The following is an 18,921-nucleotide window of genomic DNA, read 5'->3' on the forward strand; positions in this document are numbered from 1 at the left end:
ACTAAAATCCGAACCGATCAGATAGAGCAGATCAGCTCACATGAGCTTGCTCAACCTTAGCCGCATCAGTTGACAGCAACTGTCGCCGTCTCTTTTCGCTCAAAATCGGCAGCGTGCTGAGCATAGCTCTCTTGATCGACGATTTGCAGGTCAGCTCGTCCCGTCATGAAACCGGGCTTAATCTGGCAGCGGACATACTTGGTCTGCCCAGCCGTGAGGTTGACCTCAACGCTGGCAGTTTTGTTGCCTAGGATGTAACTTCCGGCAGGGACGGTCCACTCAGCAAATTTGCCGCGACCGAGCTCCACCAGTTCTACCCCTTTGTACCGGATCGGGCAGGCGATACCCATGCCCATGATCGATTGGGGACGAAACATCACGATTTTTGACGAAGTGGGGGCCGCGGCGGTTACGGTTGCTGCTGCCACACCAGCTCCCAAATCTTCCGTTGTGTGGCTGACCCGCTCATCTGTCGCATCCGACCCGTCGACGACTGTTTGTGCCTTATCCCGAGGCTCGATCTGACTCGGGGTCTGCGCTGATACTGCAGACGATGCGAAGGACGCGCACAAGAGCGCGAAAATGCGAAAGTTCATGAAATCCCCCCAAAAGATTCGCACGAAGCGATATTCAGTTTGGTGGATAAAGTCACCTAATCTCGATCACGTTAACCTTTTATGTGCTGTCCTACACACATCGCACGTGCTGTATTAGAACGTAACAGGAACAAATGGATAAGGTTGGTGACCGGAAATACGTGGCGATTGACGCCGGGGTGCGAGTTTGCGTGCGATCGATGCAGTGTGCGGTGTGCGACGATTGCGGCGGTCAGGGACGATCTGTGGCGAGAGACTGAGCAGCTTCTGCGGGCGCAATCACTGGCGCCTTGCCCTGATCGAGCGCGACAGGTCCGATCGCTGCAAAGCCAGCTGGAAGGCGCTGAGCAAGAATTCGCGCGGCTTCGGCCTTCGTTGCGTCCGCTGGCACCAGTGCGAGCAAACTCTGGAACATATCAGCAAGCGCGTCTTCACTAGGCAGGGCGACTGCCATTGTGACGTACTGGACCAGCGGTTTTGCGGCTTCGATGGCGCGCGCCTCCGGTTCGACCTCGCCCTCGTTCAGCCCGGCAAGCTTCATGACTTCAGCCGGGTCAACGTTATGCCTCGCCAGAACTGCGGCGATGCGGCGCGTCAAATCTAGGGGAAGCTCACCTTTTTTGTAACGCGATGGGGTTTCGTACGACGAGTACGTCCCGAAAGGCATGCCCAATGCTTCGGCGATGCCGCGCACGGTTAGTGGCGGGACTGCGGACTTGCGCAGGGCCTTCAATCGGGTGGCTATCGACTCCATCGCTCAAGTATGCGGAAATTTCGCACACTGACTTATGTATTTTGCCATTGACCGGTGTGCGCAAATATCGCACATGCTCCCTGCATGGAACGCACACAATCCCTTTTCGACCTTTTCGGCGGCATCCGGCCCATGGCGCGCGCGATCGGCGAAGCCCCTTCCACCGTGGCGAGCTGGAAGAGAGGCGGGCGCATCCCCGCTGAGAAGCAGCCCGTTGTCCTCAAAATTGGGCAAGGCATCGGCTTGGGCATCTCCGCCGACCATGTTGTCTTCCCCCTCGGCTGTCCTGCCACTGATGCCTCGGATCTAGCCCATCCGGCGAAAGCGGTCTGTTTCAATCACGCGGACGAAACGAAGCGCGAGGGGCAAGCCTGATGCTCGCCCTCGGCTCCATCCTTTTCCCACTGGCCGGGGCCGCTGCCCTCGCCACGATCATCAAAAGCGGGGCGGACTATCGGGTACAGGCGCGTGCCGCCCTCTCCGCTCTTTTCCATGGAGGATCACAGTAATGATCAGCAGCCGCATCTATCGGCCCGGCGAGATCATGCCGGCGAGTGAGTGCCGCTATTGCCATGGCAAGGGCACGTTGCAGAACGTCCATTCTTCCGCCTGGGCGGCGCCGAGACTGATCCGAGTCCGCTGCACGCACAAGGTGGGCGACCCTTATGGCTTCGCCGAGCAGCAGCGCAGCAACCTGCGCTATTGGCTGATCAGCCTCATCGCGGGCGGCATTCTCCTCGCCCTGGCCCTGCTGATTGGAGGGCGCGGCCAATGACCTTCTCTCGTGTCGATCAAGAAACGATCCGCGCCATCGTGCGCGAAGAAATCGCGCTCGATGAGCTGAACAGGCTTGAGGTTCCCACCTCTCCCACAAACAAGCCTGCCCAGCTCACCAAGCGCGCGGGGGCTGGCGCACCTCCCACTGTGCCGGCCCCCACTACAATCGCCAAAGCCGCTGAGTTCGTCGCGACGCTGCTTCGTGCGGAGCGGGATCGCCGCTGCGATATTGAAGCGGTGACGGTGCATCATCGGCAGAAGGGCACGGAGGTTCGCCTGATCGCCGGCGGTCGTTCGTTCACGCTCACCGTAAATGAAAAGCAGGTGATGGGATGACCAAGCGCCGCGAACCGCTAAGCTTTGCCGCAGCCGTCAACACCGTGGGATCACTGGTGGGCTGGGCGCAACTCGGCCAGATCCTCGGCAAGTCTGAACGGCTCATCCGCTACTGGTCTGATGAGGAACACCGCGCGCAGCCATCGCTTGAGCAGGCCATGGCGCTTGATCGCGCCTATCTCGCCGCCGGCGGCAATCATGCGCCGGTGCTCGAGGCCTATGCCGATCAGCTCGACCTGCATACCTGGACGAGCAGTCCCTGTCCTGCCGGTCTGGCATCAGACATATCCACCGCCACGCGCGAGACGGCCGAGGCGATCAGCATCAGCATCACCTTGATCCAGCCCGGTGCGACCCTGCCAGACATGCGCAGCGCCCAGCGCGAGGTGAACGAAGGAATTGACGCGCTCAATCGCGTCCGCGCCCGCCTCAACAGCATGATCGTTCATGACGGCGGCGCGAAGCAACAGGGAAGCCGCGCGGGGCGGCTTTGTGCATGAGGAGGCCATGTTGGCACGAGAGAATCACCGGATGCCGGGCGCGAGCTGCCCGGCCTGCGGGGGCGGTGCAAAAGCGCGCCGGGTGGGCAAGGTCGCGCTCACCTATCGCGAGATCTACTATCACTGCCGCGACGAACTGGGCTGCGGTCACGTTTTCGTGGCCGAGCTCACCGCGATCAGGACGGTGCGCGTCAGCCAGCGAAATCCGCCGATCCATCCCCTCCCGATCTCAGAGTGGCGGAGGGGGCCGGCGAACGACGATTCCCCCAATCCTGAGCCGAATGCTGGCGCGCTAAAAGCCTAACGGCCGCCAGCCCCTCACAGACTGATTTACGCCGCCCGGAAAGCCTCATTCCGGGAACGCTACCCCTTTGCCTTTTGGATGCCATCCCGTGCGCGATGAATTGCTCAATGAACTGCTCCCTCGCCTCAAGCGCGACTATGGCTTTGCGGAAAAGGGCGAGTGGCTGCGCGAGGGCAAATGCCCCGAATGCGGCGCCAAGAAGTCGCTCTATACTCACGCGGAACACCCGTGGATGCTTCGCTGCGGCCGCCTCGACAGCTGCGGCGCCGAGATCTCAGTCAAGCAGAGCTATCCCGACATTTTCGATAACTGGTCGAAGCGCCACAAGCCGACGCCCGAGAAGCCCAACGCGGCGGCCGATGCCTATCTGCGTAGTGCGCGCGGCTTCAATCTGGCTCCTCTTGCCGGATGCTACGCGCAGGAATGGTACAAGGATCCCGAGCTGAATATCAGCTCGGCGACGGTGCGATTCCCGCTGCCCGGCGGCGGCTACTGGCAACGTCTCATCGATCAACCCGGCCGCTTCGGCGATAAAAAGGCGACCTTTAGCCCCGGCTCAAAGCATCGCGGCCATTGCTGGCTCTACCCCGGCGATGGTTTCGAGACGCTCGCCGCAGAGCGCGAAATCTGGATTGCCGAGGGCATCTTTGACGCCATCGCGCTGAGGCAGGCGGGCATTGCCGCCGTCTCGGCCATGACGTGCAACATCTGGCCCGAGCATTTCCTCGCGGATCTGCGCAAGGCCTGCGCCGAACTCAATCGACCGATGCCCAAGATCATCTGGGCCTTCGATCAGGGCGCCGCCGGCGTGGAATGGTCACGGCGCTTTGCCAAGCAGGCGCGAGAAGCTGGCTGGCCGGTGGGCGCCGCGCAGGTGAGGGTGGATGGCGAAGGCAAGAAGACCGACTGGAACGATCTGTTTCAGGCCGACAAGCTAAAGCCAGAGCATGTTGAGGACTATCTTTGGGCAGGCGACGTAACGATTGCGCAGAGTGCCGATGAAAAAGCGTTCCTGATTTACAAGAAGCATCGCTCGGCCTCCTTCCCGCTGGTGTTCAATGGTCGGCAGCTGTGGGCGACGTTTTCGCTTGAGCGGATCGAGCAGCACCTCGAGCAGCTGCGCGAGGCCGATCCTTCGATCGCCGAGCTTCCCTATGGCGAGCAATGGGAACTGGCGGCCCGCCAGTCCGTGGACATTGCCGAGTTGGCGAACTGCACCTTTCGCACCCTCTATTTCCAGCGCGATACCAACATGGAAGAGGGCGCCTATTATTTCCGCATCGACTTCCCGAAGACGAAGGGCGGCCCGCGCAAAGATGCGGTGAAGGCGCCGTTTTCCGGCTCTGCCTGCTCATCCTCGGGCGAATTCAAGAAGCGGCTCGCGGCCGTCGCGCCCGGCGCGCAGTGGGTCGGCGCGAACTACCAGCTCGATAAGCTGATGCTGCGCCAGTGGACCGATATCCAGACCGTCGAGGCGATCCAGTTCACCGGCTATTCGATCGACCATGAGGGCTGGCTGCTGGGGGATCTGGGCGTCTCCAAAGGCAAGGTCGCGAAGATCAATGAGGACGATTATTTCGTCTTCTCCCGCAAAGCGGTGAAGCTGCGCACCAGCGATCGCCTGCTCTCCATCAAATATGATCCCGACAAGCTCGATATCCGGTGGACGGGCGACATCTATCGTGCGTGGGGCGCCAAGGGCCTCGCGGTGATGACATTCTGGGGCCTCTCGCTGTTTGCTGAGCAGATTCGCGCCATGCAGGAATCGCTCGCCTTCCTCGAGGTCACTGGTCCGCCCGGCACCGGCAAGACCACTCTGATCGCCTTCCTCTGGAAGCTCATGGGCCGCGTCGGCAATTATGAGGGCTTCGATCCGACCAAGGCGACCAATGCCGGCATAGCGCGCACGTTGGGCCAAGTCGGCAATCTCCCGGTGGTGCTGATCGAGGGTGACCGCAATCAGGACACGCCACATAGCCGCCGCTTCGAATGGGACGAGCTGAAGACCGCCTATAACGGACGGGCGGTGCGGACGCGCGCGATCGCCAATGGCGGCATGGAGACATTCGAGCCGCCGTTTCGCGGTGCGATCGCGATCGTGCAGAATGACCCGGTGGAGGCGTCACCGGCGCTGCGTGAGCGCATCATGGGCCTGTGCATCACAAAGGATGGCTGGGGGCCGCAGACACGCGAGGCGGCCGAGCGGATCAACCGCTATGAGCGCGATCAGGTGAGCGGCTTCATCGTTCACATGGTCAAGCGAGAGGCCGAGATCCTGACGCGCTACCGCGAGCGGTTTGCCGTCCATTATGAGCAGATGCTCAGGCAAGAGGGCATCCGCAACGACCGCCTGGCGAAGAACCATGCGCAGCTCGCTGCGATGTTCGATGCGATGCGCATGGTGCTCACCAACATTCCCGACGATGTGGCGAACGAGGTGCAGGCGCAGTTTCGCGTGATGCTGGCCGAACGCCAGCGCCTCACCGAGAACGACCACCCACATGTGGAGCTGTTCTGGGAGCGGTTCGATTACATTGAGGGGCAGGAAACCGAGAGCACGACGCACCGGATCAATCACAGCCGCATCGATGGCACGATCGCGGTCAACCTCGTGCAGTTTGAGCAGAAGTGCGGCGATCTGCGCCTCTCGCTGCCGCCTATCAACGAACTCAAGCGCCTGCTGCGCACCAGCAGAAGCCGCAAATTCATTGCCTACAAGCCGATCAATTCCGGCGTGACAGGCAAAACCACTGCCTGCTGGGTGTTCGAGCGCCCCGCAGGCTCCACCAGCAGCCACCCATAGGAGAGCGCAATCATGCAGCCACAGACTTCCACGCCCGTTGAAATGCGGATGATGGCCGTGCCCGATGGCAAGGGCGGCACCGTCCACAAGCTTATGCCCGTCTCTCCCTCCGTTGCTGCGGGCAGGGGCAAAAAGAAGGCTCGGCCCGCGCCGGATCCAATCAACGCAAATCCCGACGCGGCGGCTCAGAACCTGCGCCAGCTCATCGAACGGCTCGAAACCCTCGAAGGGGAAAAGCGCGGGATCTCTGACGATATCAAGGATGTTTACGCTGAAGCCAAAGCCACCGGCTATGACGTGAAGGCCGTGCGGGCGATCTTGCGGCTGCGCAGCCTTGATCCCAGCACCCGCCTCGAGGACGCGGCCATCCTCGAAACCTACCTGTGCGCGCTGGGAATGGAATGATGCTGGTGGCTCTGCAGCGCACGCTGCTGATCCTCGCGATCATCATCGCGATTCCCTTCCTGTTCGCACGCGGCATCGCCCGCATTTCTGGAGAAAAGCGATGAGCTTCGATCTCTTCTTTCGCTGCATGTCGGATGAGAGCGCCGATCCGCTCACGGTGCCGAAAGCGGCGATCGTGGAAGAGCTGGCGCGCGAGCTGCACATGCGGCGCCAGCATTACCCAGATCGGATCGCCAGCGGCAAAATGACCCGCGAGGATGCCAATCGAGAGATCAGCATCATGGCCGCCATTCATGCCGATCTGGCCGCTGATCTCCTGCTAACCCCCGGCAATGAGGACGCCGCTGCCAAGGCAAGGCGAGAGGCCGATGAACGCCTCGCCCCGTTCAGCTGGCGCGAGCTGGTGAGCTGCCTCCGCCGCGAGATCGCGATGCGACGCAAATTCTATCCGCGTATGCTCGCCACCGGCGATCGTTCGCCGGCCGACCTACGCGCGCAGCTCGAACGCCTCGAGGCCGCGCATTTCTATTACTGGGCACTCGGCCGAGCATGGTGGCCGGATGAGCTGAAACAGCACCGGCAAGAACACACCGGCATGACCGACCGCGATCATCAGGCTTTTCGCGAAGCCTACGCGAAACACCGCGCCCACTTCATCCCCCTGACAGTGGCGCCGCGAGGGGCTTATGCGACGGTCGCCGAGCCGGAGGGAGCAGCGGCATGAGCGACGAAATTCTGCTGACCCCGGCGGAGGCCGCCGCCCGGCTCCATATCAGCGACAAGACATTGCGCCGGCTGCGCCAACAAGGTCATATTCGCTACGTCGCCATCACACCGCGTAAGATTCGCTACCGCCCCGAAGATTGTGACGCGTATGTGATGAGCCGCCGCCGCGAGGACGATCAGTGTCAGTCTACAAGCCGAAAAATTCCACGGTCTACGTCTACGACTTCCAGCATCGTGGTCGCAGATTTCACGGCTCGACGGGCCAGAAAACGAAACGCGCGGCGGAAACTGTAGAGGCGCAGAAGCGCGCCGAGGCAGCTCTCAACATCACCACTCGGCCGCCCATCACCCTCGATGAGGCGGCAGGCATCTATGAGGAAAAGCTTCGCAAAGAGGGGCGCTGGAGCAAGTCAACGGAGTGCTGGATTGACCGCATTGTGAATGCAATCGGGCCGAGATCGTTCATTGCAGACATCAACCATGTGGCGATCGGCAAATATTTTCGCAGCCGCGCCGCCGAGGTGAGCGGCGGCAGCGTCAATCGCGAGATCGATGTAGCGCGCGCGCTCTGGCGCGCCACTGCCAGGGCGAAATATGACGTGGGCGAAATGCCCGATTGGGCCTCAATGCGCTACTCTGTGCGCGAGCACGATCCCCGCGAGCTGCAATTTGATGAAGAGGCTCGGCTGCTCGAGGCGATCCGTCAGGACTATCAACCGTTCGTGCGATTCGCGCTGCTCTCGGGTTGGCGGCTTGCCGAGGTGCGCGGCCTGCTTTGGTCCGATATGGATTTCCCGGCTAAGGTCGCGTGGCGCACGGTAAAGGGCGGCCGGCGCATCAAACGTCCCCTCACAACTGAAATGATCGTTCTGATCGCCACGCAGCCACAGGCCTGCGCGCAAGTGTTCACCTATGTTTGCCAGAAGAGCCGGCAGAAGCGGCGCGAGGGCGAGCGCTATCCGATCTCCAAGGATGGTTGGCGCAAGGTGTGGGCGGAGGCGCTCACCGCCGGCAAGATCCCCGATTTCCGCTTTCATGATCTGCGCCACACCCGAGGTACCCGGATCCTGCGCCAGACCGGCAACCTAGCCGCCGCTCAAAAGGCGCTCGCGCATAAAAACATTCGGACGACCCTGCGATATGCCCATGCGTTCGATGACGACGTGCGCGCAGCGCTCGAGGCGAGCGAGTCCCGAACTATTCCCGAAGTCCCGAAGATGCAGGCAATAAAAAAGGCCTAAGCCCAACAGCTTAGACCACATCAGCAATTTCCGTGTAAACGAGACGCTCTACCAACTGAGCTAATCGCCCCAGCAGCATCGTGACGGTTCGCCCGTCACAGGCGCCCCTTATCGGTCGCTATGGGGGCGGGTCAAGCTGTGCTTCAACGCTGCGGCGCCAGAAGCCCGCCCCTGCGGCGCACCTTGTCGACCCATTGCAGGGCCGCGTCCGCCGTCTCGTCGGTCAGGTCGATGAATACCCGCCGCCCATCGGTGGGATCAGCAAGCCGGACCAGGATTTTGCGTTCGGTCAGCTGCGTGATCCAGCGCAGCGCCGTGGTCGGCGGAACGGCAGCGGCGATGCAGAGGCTCGAAACCGAAACGCGCTGGCCAGCAAGGCGGGCCGCCAGCAGGTCCAACAGCATGTCCCAGGCGGGATCGGCGAACAGGTCCGCCGGCAGAAACTCGTCGCGGAGCCGCCGCGCCCGGATGAGGGCGCGGATCTCCGCGGCACTGGCGCGGCTTTCGATCGGCGATCGCTCCGCCATGGCCGGCTGGGCTGGGACCGCTGCGGCCTGAGACTTTTGTGTGGAGGGCGGCGGGGAAAGCGCCTGTCCGCTTTGCGATGTCGAACCCTCTAGCGATGAAGCAGGCTTGGCGCTGCCGGACAGTCGCTCGAGCGTCTGGGCGAGCCGGCGGACTTCCTCGCTCAGTCTCTCCAGCCGAATGCCCTCCCCGTCCCCGGCGATATCGCGCATCGTCGCAGGTCCGGACGTCATTGGGCGCAGCCCGGCGGAGACGAGCATCGTGACGATGTCCGCAAGGCTGGGATCGCACAACACCTCGGCCTCGACGCCTTCGAGAAGCGCAAAGGCGCTCTCGAGGGAAGCCAGATCGACGAGCACACAGACCCGGCGTCCCTTCAGCATGACTTGTGGGGCCAAGGGATGCTCCAGCCAGTCGCGCGCCTCCTCACCCCTCAGATCGAGCAGGAGCAGGTCAGACACGATCGAGACCGCCGACCAAAGAAGGGCTGTCAGGCTTGTCGACCCGATACATTGCAGTCCCGCCCGCTCTGCAGCCCGCGACAAAAAGTCACTTGCCGGGCGATCCCCTCCCACCAGAATCGTCGGCTGCTCCAACGCTTCGCACAGCATCTGGTCGAGCCGGGGCGCAAAGCTTGCATCATAACGCGGGTTGTCATCGAAGCCTGTTAACATTTGGAGCCTCAATTGCTTGATCTGGCGCCAATATGCGCCATTCGATTAACCTTTTGAACCAGTTTTGTTCCATTTTGGATGAATTGGCTGTCCCGCCACCAATCCAGTCATATCGGCACCGAGCCGGGGCGCCACGTCCGCGCTCTGATTGGCCCGGCCCGCGCTCGCGCTCCCGTTGACAGGTCGCATTGAACCGTTATGGCCCAACCGATCAAAACGCCCTGCGCTGCGACCGCACTGAACGGCTAGAACCATGCGGAGTGCCAGCCACTGATATTTTTCGAGGAGACCCGCTGATGACCGCGATCGGACAGGATACGCTTGGCACGCGCGACACACTGGATGTCGGTGGCAAGCGCTATGGCTATTACTCGCTGGCGAAGGCCGCCGCGAAGCTCGGCGATTGCTCGCGCCTCCCCTTCTCGATGAAGGTGCTGCTGGAGAACATGCTCCGCTTCGAGGATGGCGTCACCGTCACCACCAACGATGCGCAGGCGGTCATCGACTGGCTCAAGAACCCCACGGCCTCCAGCAACGAGATCCAGTATCGCCCCGCGCGCGTGCTGATGCAGGATTTCACCGGCGTGCCCTGCGTTGTCGACCTCGCCGCGATGCGCGACGCGATGAACGCGCTCGGCGCGGACGCCAGCAAGATCAACCCGCAGGTGCCTGTCCACCTCGTCATCGATCACTCGGTCATGGTCGACGAGTTCGGCACGCCCAAGGCGTTCGAGGACAATGTCGCGCTGGAATATCAGCGCAACGCGGAGCGCTACGACTTCCTGAAATGGGGGTCCAAGAGCCTCGACAACTTCAAGGTCGTTCCTCCCGGCACCGGCATCTGCCACCAGGTCAATCTGGAGCATGTCGCGCAGGCCGTGTGGACCTCGGTCGACGCCAATGGCGAGACGGTCGCCTATCCGGACACCTGCGTCGGCACGGACAGCCACACGACGATGATCAATGGCCTGGGCGTGCTCGGCTGGGGCGTCGGCGGCATCGAGGCAGAGGCCGCGATGCTCGGCCAGCCGGTCTCCATGCTCATCCCCGAGGTCGTTGGCTTCAAGCTCACCGGCACGCTGGCCGAGGGCATCACCGCCACCGACCTCGTGCTCACCGTCACGCAGATGCTGCGCGCCAAGGGCGTGGTCGGTCGCTTCGTCGAGTTCTATGGCCCGGGCGTCAGCGCGCTCAGCCTCGCCGACCGTGCGACCATCGCCAACATGGCGCCGGAATATGGCGCGACCTGCGGCTTCTTCCCCATCGACGGCAAGACGCTCGATTACATGCGCCTCACCGGCCGTGACGAAGACCAGATCGCGCTGGTCGAGGCCTATGCCAAGGTGCAGGGCTTCTGGCTCGACCCCGAAGCTGCCGACCCGATCTTCACCGACACGCTGGAGCTGGACATGGGCTCGGTCGTGCCCAGCCTCGCCGGCCCCAAGCGCCCGCAGGACAAGGTGATCCTCACGCAGGTGGACGAGGTGTTCAACGCCGACCTCGCCAAGGTTTACAAGAAGGATGCCGCCGTGCGCGTGCCCGTCGACGGCGCGGCGCATGACATTGGTGACGGCGACGTTGTGATCGCCGCGATCACCAGCTGCACCAACACCTCCAACCCGAGCGTACTCGTCGCCGCCGGTCTGGTCGCCAAGAAGGCCACCGAAAAAGGCCTCAAGCCCAAGCCATGGGTGAAGACCAGCCTCGCGCCTGGGTCGCAGGTGGTTACCGATTATCTCGAGAAGGCGGGCCTCCAGACCTATCTTGATGCCGTCGGCTTCAATCTCGTCGGCTATGGCTGCACGACCTGCATCGGCAACAGCGGCCCGCTCGCCGATCCGATCAGCAAGGCGATCAACGGCAACGACATCGTCGCCGCCTCGGTCCTCTCGGGCAACCGCAACTTCGAAGGCCGCGTGAGCCCGGATGTGCGCGCCAACTTCCTCGCCTCCCCGCCCCTCGTGGTTGCCTATGCGCTCAAGGGCACGGTCACGACCGATTTCGTCGAGACGCCGATCGGCCAGGGCAGCGATGGCACAGACGTCTATCTCAAGGACATTTGGCCCTCGAACGAGGAAGTCCGCTCGGTGATGGAAGGCGCGCTCACGCGCGACATGTTCCAGAGCCGCTATGCCGCCGTCTTCACCGGCGATGAGCGCTGGCAGGCGATCGACGTGACCGGCTCGGATACCTATGCGTGGCGCGCCGGCAGCACCTATGTCGCCAACCCGCCCTATTTCGAGGGCATGGAGATGACGCCCGCGCCGGTCGCCGACATCATCGACGCCAAGCCGCTCGCCATCTTCGGCGATTCGATCACCACCGACCACATCTCTCCGGCCGGCTCGATCAAGGCGGCCAGCCCGGCCGGCCAGTGGCTGCAGGAGCGGCAGGTCGCACCCGCCGACTTCAACAGCTACGGCTCGCGTCGCGGCCATCATGAAGTGATGATGCGCGGCACCTTCGCCAACATCCGCATCAAGAACCTGATGCTGGACGGCGTGGAAGGCGGCATGACCAGCTATGCCGGCGAAGTGATGCCGATCTATGACGCAGCCATGAAGCATGAGGCCGACGGCACGCCGCTCGTCGTCATCGCCGGCAAGGAATATGGCACCGGCTCCTCGCGTGACTGGGCGGCCAAGGGTACGCGCCTGCTCGGCGTGCGTGCGGTCGTGGCCGAGAGCTTCGAGCGCATCCACCGCTCCAACCTCGTCGGCATGGGCGTGCTGCCGCTGCAGTTCCCCGAGGGCACGAACCGCGAGACGCTGGGCCTCACGGGCGACGAGAGCTTCACCATCCGCAACGTCGCCGGCCTCAAGCCGCGCCAGACGGTGACGGTGGAAGCGCGCCGCGCAGACGGCACCAGCTTCACCTTCGAGGCGCTGTGCCGCATCGATACGGTGAACGAGCTGGATTACTTCCTTAACGGCGGCATCCTGCCCTACGTGCTGCGCAAGCTGGCGGCCTGAGGTTCAAGGGACCGGGCACGCTGACCCGATCGATATCGAGAAGGGGGCGATGGACGATGGTCTGTCGCCCTTCTTCATGTCCGGGCGGCGGCGGTAGACGGCCCTCGCCGGGGTTGTGCTCCCCCTCCCCTCCGCTACATTCGTCGCGATCAGGAGAGACCATGACCCCTACCCTCAGAATAGACTTCGTATCCGATATCGCCTGTCCCTGGTGCGTGCTGGGCCTGCTCGGGCTTGAAGAGGCGATCGGTCGGCTGACGGGTGACGTCGATGTCGACCTGCATTTCCAGCCGTTCGAGCTCAGCCCGGATATGGCGCCGCAGGGCCGCACCGTCGTCGATCATCTTGCGCAGGCTTATGGATCAACGCCCGACGAGATCCTCCAGCGCCGCGCCGTGGTGAGCGATCGCGCCGCCGCTTTGGGCTTCGAGATGAAGACCTCGCTGGAGACGCGCGTCTACAACAGCTTCAATGCCCATCGCCTGATGCATTGGGCCGGGCTGCAGGGCCGGCAGCCGGCCCTCGCGCGCGCCTTGTTCGAGGCTTATCACAGCCGCAACGAGAATATCGCGACCGCTGACGTGCTCCTCGACGCCGCCGAGCAAGCCGGGCTGGATCGGGATACCGCAGGCGCGGTTCTCGGCTCGGACCAATATGCCAATGATGTGCGCCAGGCCGAATATCTCTGGCGGACCCGCGGCGTGACAGGCGTGCCGGCAGCGATCATCGACGGTCGCTACCTGATCTCCGGCGCGCAGCCCGCGGAAGCCTATGAGCAGGCGTTGCGGCAGATCGCCGCACAGGCCCCATCAGACGGCAACCCGCCCGCCCCCGCGTAAAAGATGGGGCTGAGCGGGGCCGTGCCGCTTAGCCGGGCTTGCGGAACCGCAACGTCATGCGGTCGCTTTCGCCCACCGCCAGATATTTGTCCCGATCGACCGCGCCATTGCGCAGGGTCGGCGGCAGCGTCCAGACGCCGGTGGCCCAATCGGCCGTGTCGCGCGGATTGGCGTTCACGTCGGAACTTGCCTCCAGAACGAAGCCGGCATCTTCAGCCAACTTGCGGACCGTCGAGACTTTCAGATAGCCGCTCGTCTTCTCGGCCGCGGTGTCGCGGTCTTCGGGCAGGCGATGATCGACCACGCCCAGCACGCCACCGGGCTTGAGCATCCGGAAGAACTGGCCGAAAATCTCGCCACCATTGCCGCGCATGACCATATTGTGGACATTGCGGAAGGTGAGCACAGTATCCGCCGCGCCATCTGGCACCTCGGTCAGCTCGACCAGCTTCACCCCGCCATAGAGCGCGGAATTGGATGCGATCAGCTTCTCTGTGGACTGGCGCCCCTGCCCGCCGGGCTGGACGCCATAATAGGTGCCGCCACCCTTGGCCGCCAAAGGGGCGAGAATCTCGAGATACCAGCCACCGGAGGGGAAATATTCGACGACTGTCTGATTGCCGCTCACGCCGAAGAAGCTCAGCGTTTCGGCCGGGTGGCGATATGTGTCGCGTGCAACATTGCTGGCTGTGCGGGTCGGCGCAGCCACGGCTGCGGCGATGTCCGGCTTGATGGTGACGGCTGCCTCAGTGGTTGCCAGTGCCGGAGCGGTGGCGACGCCACCACCAGCGAGCAGAAACGCACCGGCGAGCATGAGGGATGTCCTGAAAGGCATGGCGTGTCTCTCCGTGAGGGGGCGTTGTGCGGCAAGATGTCGCAAGCCCGGACGGAGCGCAACCCAATGAGGGACGAACGCGCTGCCCTTAGAGGCAGGCTTCGAGCAATGCCTGATCGAAGCCGAAGCCGCGCGCCTTCTCCAGCGTATAGGGGCGCAGGCCCATGGAGCGATATTCGCCGATGATCCGCCCGTCCGCATCTTCATCCAGATACTCGAACTTGAACAGCTCTTGGGTGACGATCACGTCGCCCTCCATGCCGATCACCTCGGTGACGTTGGTCACACGGCGCGAACCGTCGCGCAGGCGCTTCACCTGCACGATCAGGTCCACCGAATCGGCGATCTGCTTGGAGATCGCTTCCTTGGGGATCTTGATGTCGCCCATCAGGATCATGTTCTCCATACGGCCGAGGCACTCGCGCGGGCTGTTGGAGTGGAGCGTACACATGGAGCCATCATGGCCGGTGTTCATGGCTGCGAGCAGATCGAAACACTCCGCGCCACGAATTTCGCCCAGAATGATGCGGTCCGGGCGCATACGCAGGGCGTTCTTGACGAGATCGCCGATGGTGATCGCCCCCTGCCCTTCCAGGTTCGGCGGCCGGGTTTCGAGCGGCAGCCAGTGCGGCTGCTGAAGACGCAGTTCCGCCGCGTCCTCGATGGTGATCACGCGCTCGCCCGGATCGATCATCTTGGAGAGGGCATTCAGCATCGTCGTCTTGCCCGAGCCGGTGCCGCCCGAAATCACGATGTTGAACCGGCAGGCCCCGGCGATCTTGAGCGCCGTTGCCATCTTGTCGGACATCGAGTCGCCCCGCGCCATGATGTCCAGCGTGATCGGCTTGGCGGCGAACTTACGAATCGAGATCGCCGTACCGCGCAACGAGAGCGGCGGCACGATCACGTTGACGCGGCTGCCATCCGGCAGGCGGGCGTCCGCCAGCGGCGTGGTCTGATCGACCCGGCGGCCGACCTGATTCACGATGCGCTGGGCGATCTGAAACAGATGCTCCTCATCGCGGAAGTGAATCTGCGCGAGTTGCAGCTTGCCCTTCTTCTCGATGTAGGTCTGGGCCGGGCCATTGACCATGATGTCGCTGATATCCGGGTCGGCCAGCAATTCCTCGAGCGGCCCGAACCCGAGCAGCTCATCAACCAGCACCTTCTCCAGTGCAAACTGCTCGCGCCGGTTGAGCGTGAGCTTAAGCTGCGCCAGCACCTCCATGATGATCGGCCGGAATTCCTCGGCCAGCTCATCCTTGGTCAGCGTCGCGGCCGCTTCCGGGTCCACTCGCTCCAGCAAGCGCGGCAGCACCTGCTCCTTGATGCGATGGACGTTGGCCTCGAATCCCTGCGAATGATCGGTCTGCGCATGCTCGGAATTCATCCGCTCATTGAGGCGCCCGAGCGCATCGGCGTGACGATCGGGGATGGGATTGGCCGGAAGATCGGGGGCAATAGGCTCCGCTGCTGGAGATGGACTTGTCGGGGCTGCTCCCGGTCCATGCATCGGCCGCGCCACCCCGAAGGATGGCTTGCCGCCCAAACCGTTCTTTCGTCCAAATGCGTTCATCATCGAACCACAGAATTGCGTAGAATCACCGCAACCACTTAGCCGCCATAGGTTGCGAAAGATTAAAGTCGGAACATCGCCGAGGCACTTCGCCTATCCGACGGTAAGCAGCAAACAGGCGGGTGCCTGCCTCCTCTCGATAATGAGCCCTGAGAAAGGCGGCGATGGATTGGTCAGATGCAAAGAAGGACTGGACGTTGAAGTACCGTCTGGGAACCCCGTAGCTGTGTTCCATTCGCTCGACGAGGATTAACGCTGGCGGACGACAGCGCAAATCGCGATCGGTTTGAAGCAATATCGTGGCGGCCAAAGAACGGATCAGCCCAGGATCAGACGGATGTACCGCGACATTCCCGATCGCAGGGAGCATCCAATAAGAATAGAGGTGAAGCGGCCACTCCAACCCTAGCCGCTCAATTGCAGGCCATTGGAACATTGGGTCGGCGGCCAAAACCGCCACTGGTTGTCCTTTTGGAACACTGCCAAGCAGCGCGCCCGTCTCTCGTTCCAACCAGTTTTGATAAGGCCCCTGCGCAATCCCGATATAGACAGCAAACCCGATAACAGCCGCGCCGAGTGGATAACGAGGGACTGCCCGAATGCCTTGAGACGTAATGCGAACGGCTACTGCAGCAAGCAAAGCGCCAGTAACCGGCAGAGCATGATACTGCCATCCTTTGAGTTGTGCGAAATAGGCGAAACCGAATCCTATGGCAACGAGAGCAAATGCTGTGTCTATTGGTTTATCGGGGTCGACAAGCCTTCTGTTCATCACGAAAGCCAGCCCACCGATCAGCCACACGATTTGCGCAGGCTCATCTATCATTAGCAAGAATGGAACTTCGTAGCCGTGATAGGCAGCCCGTACCATTGGCACCATGCGCGTCAGGAAGTCAGGCGCCAGCACTATGACCGCCGCAGCGTAGAGCCCTGCCATGACCGCTAGCACTGCCGTTTCGGGTCGCACGGGTGACCACCGGCGGCGCAATGAAAGGAAGAGCCAAGCCTCCAAAAGAACTGGAATAGCCAGGAAATAGTGCTTTAACGCGAAGCCGTAGGAGGCTGCCAACCCAATAGCGACCGCCAAACATGGCACAACTTCGTGCCCCGACCGTCGCCTAGATATCAGAGCAGCATAAGGCAGCGCGCAGATCAAAGCGAGTTGCTCGCGTTGTCCGAAATCGAACAGCGGCAAGGCGACCATGAACCAGTAGCAAAAAAGCATTACCGCACAGCGTCGCGCGGCGGTTCCGAAGTCGCCGAGAGCACCGATCGCAAGCGCAGATGCCGTTCCCATAGCAATAACGGTGGCCACGAGCAGGTAGCGTGGGGCAACGCCAATTATATCTGCGAACTGTACGATGGGGATGGCAGACCAGAACCAAATCGGGGGATTTAGCTCCCAGATATCCTTGTAAAGCACCGCCCCTTGGATAATTCGCCGGGCGATCCAGATCTGCCACACAACGTCATGGGTCAGGGGAATTGTTGTGAGGACAATTGCAGTTATGGCACTTGCAAAGAAAATGGTGATTTCCGGCCACCAAGAGCGCATCGTATATTTTACTGCCGAGAAATCAAATTTTTCGCGGAATACGTAAAAGCGTGACATGATGAAAAATACCGTCGTGTATAACACCATGCCAGGTATTTGCAGTATAATACCATTAAACTGGCCAGCCGCGCGCAGGGATAGTAGAACGCAGACGTTCGTGCTGTATGCGACTGCGAACGCGAATAGGAAGCGAAGCCCCTCCTGCAGCGCAGCTTCCCCCGTCCGACGAAACGTCCAAACACGGTTAGCAAAAAACGAGAATGAAAGGCCGCCTGCATAACCCACGACGTTCGCTGTCAGGTCGCTATAACCTGCCGCGAGCATAGCCGCGATAATCAGGAGACTGAGCGCAGTGTTAACGGCGCCCACGGTTCCAAACCGAGCAGCGGACGAAAGGAGTTCACTCATGCTACGTCCGAGAGGCGGGCCCGCAAACCTTGGTCAAGATTGTGCACCGGATTAGCCGACTGCACCGGCAAAGCGACTATCTCTTTGATAAGAAAGAGGGGACGGCGCTTGGTTTCCATGTACATTCTGCCCAGATATTCTCCGAACACTCCTAAAATAAGGAGCTGAATGCTTCCGAGCACTAGGATCAGAGCGGCGAGACTTGTCCAGCCCGCGACCGTTCCTGACACAACATAAGCATAACCCACCCAGCCGAGCGCAAGCACGCCGGCGAGAGCAAATAACAGGCCCAAGTACGAAGCAAAACGGAGGGGCAACACGGAGAAGCTCGTCGCAGCGTCAAGGGCAAACGCAATCATCTTTCGCAGGGGGTAGTGGGTAGACCCAGCGAATCGCGGGTCACGTTCATATGGGAGCGCACATTGGTTATAGCCAAGCCAGCTCACCATTCCGCGAACAAACCTATAGCGTTCTGGCATTGCATTGAGGTGGGCAAGTACCCGCCGTGTCATCAACCGGAAATCGCCAGTGTCGGCCGGGATGTCAACTTCAACGATTTTACCCATCAAACGGTAGAAAATGCAGGCCGTTGCCCTTTTGAATACGCCCTCACCATGACGCGCCACCCGCTGGCCGTAGACGACATCATAACCGTCCCTTATCCGTTTGAGCATATCTGGGAGGAGTTCAGGCGGATCCTGTAGGTCTGCGTCCAGAATGAAGATCAACTCACCTCGACTCTGGTGTAACCCGGCTGTTAGCGCAAGTTGATGGCCGTGGTTTCGCGCCAAATTCACACCGGTGACACCCCGTCCCGCATTGACCGCCTTCATGATTTGTGACCACGTGGCGTCGGTCGATCCGTCGTTGACTAGGATGATCTCATAGCTAGTCTCAAACGCAGCCTCGCAGACAACCGTCACCCGCCGGACCAGCTCCTCTATTCCGCCTTCCTCATTGTAGCAGGGTACGACTACCGATAGATCGACTGACCCTATCTCGATCGCGTGTTCGCTAACCATCTGCTGCCCCTTCCAATCTGGAGCCGCACATAAAGGCCAGGCGTTGAGATTCTATAAAGGCTATTTTCCGAAG

19 protein-coding genes are annotated in these 18,921 nt (G+C 61.7%); 12 read left to right on the forward strand and 7 right to left on the reverse strand.

Annotated elements, in window-relative coordinates; all coding sequences use genetic code 11:
- Positions 1 to 65: 65 nt before the first annotated feature.
- Together M2343_RS13100 and M2343_RS13105 are read right to left on the reverse strand one after the other, a co-directional pair.
- On the reverse strand, positions 66 to 596 hold the full coding sequence (locus tag M2343_RS13100) for a DUF2846 domain-containing protein (RefSeq protein ID WP_264577005.1): 531 nt from the start codon (positions 594 to 596) through the stop codon (positions 66 to 68).
- A gap of 232 nt (positions 597 to 828) precedes the next feature.
- On the reverse strand, positions 829 to 1,329 hold the full coding sequence (locus M2343_RS13105; protein ID WP_264603899.1) for an XRE family transcriptional regulator: 501 nt from the start codon (positions 1,327 to 1,329) through the stop codon (positions 829 to 831).
- Between the two features lie 105 nt (positions 1,330 to 1,434).
- On the opposite strand from M2343_RS13105, the gene M2343_RS13110 reads away from it, so the two are divergent.
- From M2343_RS13110 to M2343_RS13150, 10 genes are all read left to right on the forward strand, one after another.
- On the forward strand, positions 1,435 to 1,725 hold the full coding sequence (locus tag M2343_RS13110) for a carph-isopro domain-containing protein (protein WP_264577007.1): 291 nt from the start codon (positions 1,435 to 1,437) through the stop codon (positions 1,723 to 1,725).
- A 133-nt stretch (positions 1,726 to 1,858) separates the two neighbouring features.
- A complete protein-coding gene (locus M2343_RS13115) occupies positions 1,859 to 2,125 on the forward strand; it encodes a hypothetical protein (RefSeq protein WP_264577008.1) in 267 nt (88 codons plus the stop codon).
- Positions 2,122 to 2,463, forward strand: coding sequence for a hypothetical protein (locus tag M2343_RS13120; RefSeq protein WP_264577009.1), 342 nt, complete (start codon positions 2,122 to 2,124; stop codon positions 2,461 to 2,463). The genes M2343_RS13115 and M2343_RS13120 overlap by 4 nt, the downstream gene beginning before the upstream one ends.
- On the forward strand, positions 2,460 to 2,963 hold the full coding sequence (locus M2343_RS13125) for a hypothetical protein (protein WP_264577010.1): 504 nt from the start codon (positions 2,460 to 2,462) through the stop codon (positions 2,961 to 2,963). The genes M2343_RS13120 and M2343_RS13125 overlap by 4 nt, the downstream gene beginning before the upstream one ends.
- A 31-nt stretch (positions 2,964 to 2,994) precedes the next feature.
- Positions 2,995 to 3,267: an ogr/Delta-like zinc finger family protein gene (locus M2343_RS13130; RefSeq protein WP_264577011.1), complete on the forward strand. Its 273-nt coding sequence runs from the start codon at positions 2,995 to 2,997 to the stop codon at positions 3,265 to 3,267.
- 88 nt (positions 3,268 to 3,355) lie between these two features.
- The gene (locus M2343_RS13135; RefSeq protein ID WP_264577012.1) at positions 3,356 to 6,070 is read left to right on the forward strand and encodes a toprim domain-containing protein; all 2,715 of its coding nucleotides are present in this window, start codon (positions 3,356 to 3,358) and stop codon (positions 6,068 to 6,070) included.
- Between the two features lie 159 nt (positions 6,071 to 6,229).
- Complete coding sequence (locus tag M2343_RS13140; RefSeq protein WP_264577565.1) at positions 6,230 to 6,475, forward strand: DUF2312 domain-containing protein; 246 nt, start codon at positions 6,230 to 6,232, stop codon at positions 6,473 to 6,475.
- 175 nt (positions 6,476 to 6,650) lie between these two features.
- Entirely contained in the window at positions 6,651 to 7,199 is a 549-nt protein-coding gene (locus M2343_RS13145) for a hypothetical protein (RefSeq protein ID WP_264577013.1), read from the forward strand.
- Positions 7,196 to 7,495, forward strand: a complete 300-nt coding sequence (locus tag M2343_RS16725; RefSeq protein ID WP_413716021.1) for a helix-turn-helix domain-containing protein — start codon at positions 7,196 to 7,198, stop codon at positions 7,493 to 7,495. The genes M2343_RS13145 and M2343_RS16725 overlap by 4 nt, the downstream gene beginning before the upstream one ends.
- Positions 7,381 to 8,442 (forward strand): tyrosine-type recombinase/integrase, encoded by a 1,062-nt coding sequence (locus tag M2343_RS13150; protein WP_264577014.1) that lies wholly within the window; start codon positions 7,381 to 7,383, stop codon positions 8,440 to 8,442. The genes M2343_RS16725 and M2343_RS13150 overlap by 115 nt, the downstream gene beginning before the upstream one ends.
- 143 nt (positions 8,443 to 8,585) lie before the next feature.
- On the opposite strand, the gene M2343_RS13155 is transcribed toward M2343_RS13150, so the two are convergent.
- On the reverse strand, positions 8,586 to 9,428 hold the full coding sequence (locus M2343_RS13155) for a MarR family transcriptional regulator (RefSeq protein ID WP_264577015.1): 843 nt from the start codon (positions 9,426 to 9,428) through the stop codon (positions 8,586 to 8,588).
- Positions 9,429 to 9,937: 509 nt separating this feature from the next.
- On the opposite strand from M2343_RS13155, the gene acnA reads away from it, so the two are divergent.
- Positions 9,938 to 12,613: an aconitate hydratase AcnA gene (acnA, locus tag M2343_RS13160; RefSeq protein WP_264577016.1), complete on the forward strand. Its 2,676-nt coding sequence runs from the start codon at positions 9,938 to 9,940 to the stop codon at positions 12,611 to 12,613.
- A gap of 161 nt (positions 12,614 to 12,774) precedes the next feature.
- Positions 12,775 to 13,452, forward strand: coding sequence for a DsbA family oxidoreductase (locus M2343_RS13165; protein ID WP_264577017.1), 678 nt, complete (start codon positions 12,775 to 12,777; stop codon positions 13,450 to 13,452).
- A gap of 28 nt (positions 13,453 to 13,480) precedes the next feature.
- Here M2343_RS13165 and M2343_RS13170 read toward each other — a convergent pair whose 3' ends face one another.
- The 4 genes from M2343_RS13170 to M2343_RS13185 form a co-directional block, all read right to left on the reverse strand.
- Positions 13,481 to 14,287, reverse strand: coding sequence for a class I SAM-dependent methyltransferase (locus M2343_RS13170; RefSeq protein ID WP_264577018.1), 807 nt, complete (start codon positions 14,285 to 14,287; stop codon positions 13,481 to 13,483).
- Positions 14,288 to 14,375: 88 nt separating this feature from the next.
- Positions 14,376 to 15,863: a CpaF family protein gene (locus tag M2343_RS13175; RefSeq protein WP_264577566.1), complete on the reverse strand. Its 1,488-nt coding sequence runs from the start codon at positions 15,861 to 15,863 to the stop codon at positions 14,376 to 14,378.
- 25 nt (positions 15,864 to 15,888) lie between these two features.
- Positions 15,889 to 17,826 (reverse strand): GtrA family protein, encoded by a 1,938-nt coding sequence (locus M2343_RS13180; protein ID WP_264577019.1) that lies wholly within the window; start codon positions 17,824 to 17,826, stop codon positions 15,889 to 15,891.
- Complete coding sequence (locus M2343_RS13185; RefSeq protein WP_264577020.1) at positions 17,823 to 18,848, reverse strand: glycosyltransferase; 1,026 nt, start codon at positions 18,846 to 18,848, stop codon at positions 17,823 to 17,825. The genes M2343_RS13180 and M2343_RS13185 overlap by 4 nt, the downstream gene beginning before the upstream one ends.
- Positions 18,849 to 18,921: the final 73 nt, after the last annotated feature.

The sequence above is a fragment of the Sphingobium sp. B8D3B genome (genome assembly GCF_025961875.1).
Lineage (GTDB): Bacteria > Pseudomonadota > Alphaproteobacteria > Sphingomonadales > Sphingomonadaceae > Sphingobium.

Coding starts and splice junctions, on each gene's coding strand:
- M2343_RS13100 (WP_264577005.1), bottom strand. CDS start 596: ATGAACTTTCGCATTTTCGCGCTCTTGTGCGCGTCCTTCGCATCGTCT.
- M2343_RS13110 (WP_264577007.1), top strand. CDS start 1,435: ATGGAACGCACACAATCCCTTTTCGACCTTTTCGGCGGCATCCGGCCC.
- M2343_RS13115 (WP_264577008.1), top strand. CDS start 1,859: ATGATCAGCAGCCGCATCTATCGGCCCGGCGAGATCATGCCGGCGAGT.
- M2343_RS13120 (WP_264577009.1), top strand. CDS start 2,122: ATGACCTTCTCTCGTGTCGATCAAGAAACGATCCGCGCCATCGTGCGC.
- M2343_RS13125 (WP_264577010.1), top strand. CDS start 2,460: ATGACCAAGCGCCGCGAACCGCTAAGCTTTGCCGCAGCCGTCAACACC.
- M2343_RS13130 (WP_264577011.1), top strand. CDS start 2,995: ATGCCGGGCGCGAGCTGCCCGGCCTGCGGGGGCGGTGCAAAAGCGCGC.
- M2343_RS16725 (WP_413716021.1), top strand. CDS start 7,196: ATGAGCGACGAAATTCTGCTGACCCCGGCGGAGGCCGCCGCCCGGCTC.
- acnA (WP_264577016.1), top strand. CDS start 9,938: ATGACCGCGATCGGACAGGATACGCTTGGCACGCGCGACACACTGGAT.
- M2343_RS13165 (WP_264577017.1), top strand. CDS start 12,775: ATGACCCCTACCCTCAGAATAGACTTCGTATCCGATATCGCCTGTCCC.
- M2343_RS13170 (WP_264577018.1), bottom strand. CDS start 14,287: ATGCCTTTCAGGACATCCCTCATGCTCGCCGGTGCGTTTCTGCTCGCT.
- M2343_RS13175 (WP_264577566.1), bottom strand. CDS start 15,863: ATGAACGCATTTGGACGAAAGAACGGTTTGGGCGGCAAGCCATCCTTC.
- M2343_RS13180 (WP_264577019.1), bottom strand. CDS start 17,826: ATGAGTGAACTCCTTTCGTCCGCTGCTCGGTTTGGAACCGTGGGCGCC.
- M2343_RS13185 (WP_264577020.1), bottom strand. CDS start 18,848: ATGGTTAGCGAACACGCGATCGAGATAGGGTCAGTCGATCTATCGGTA.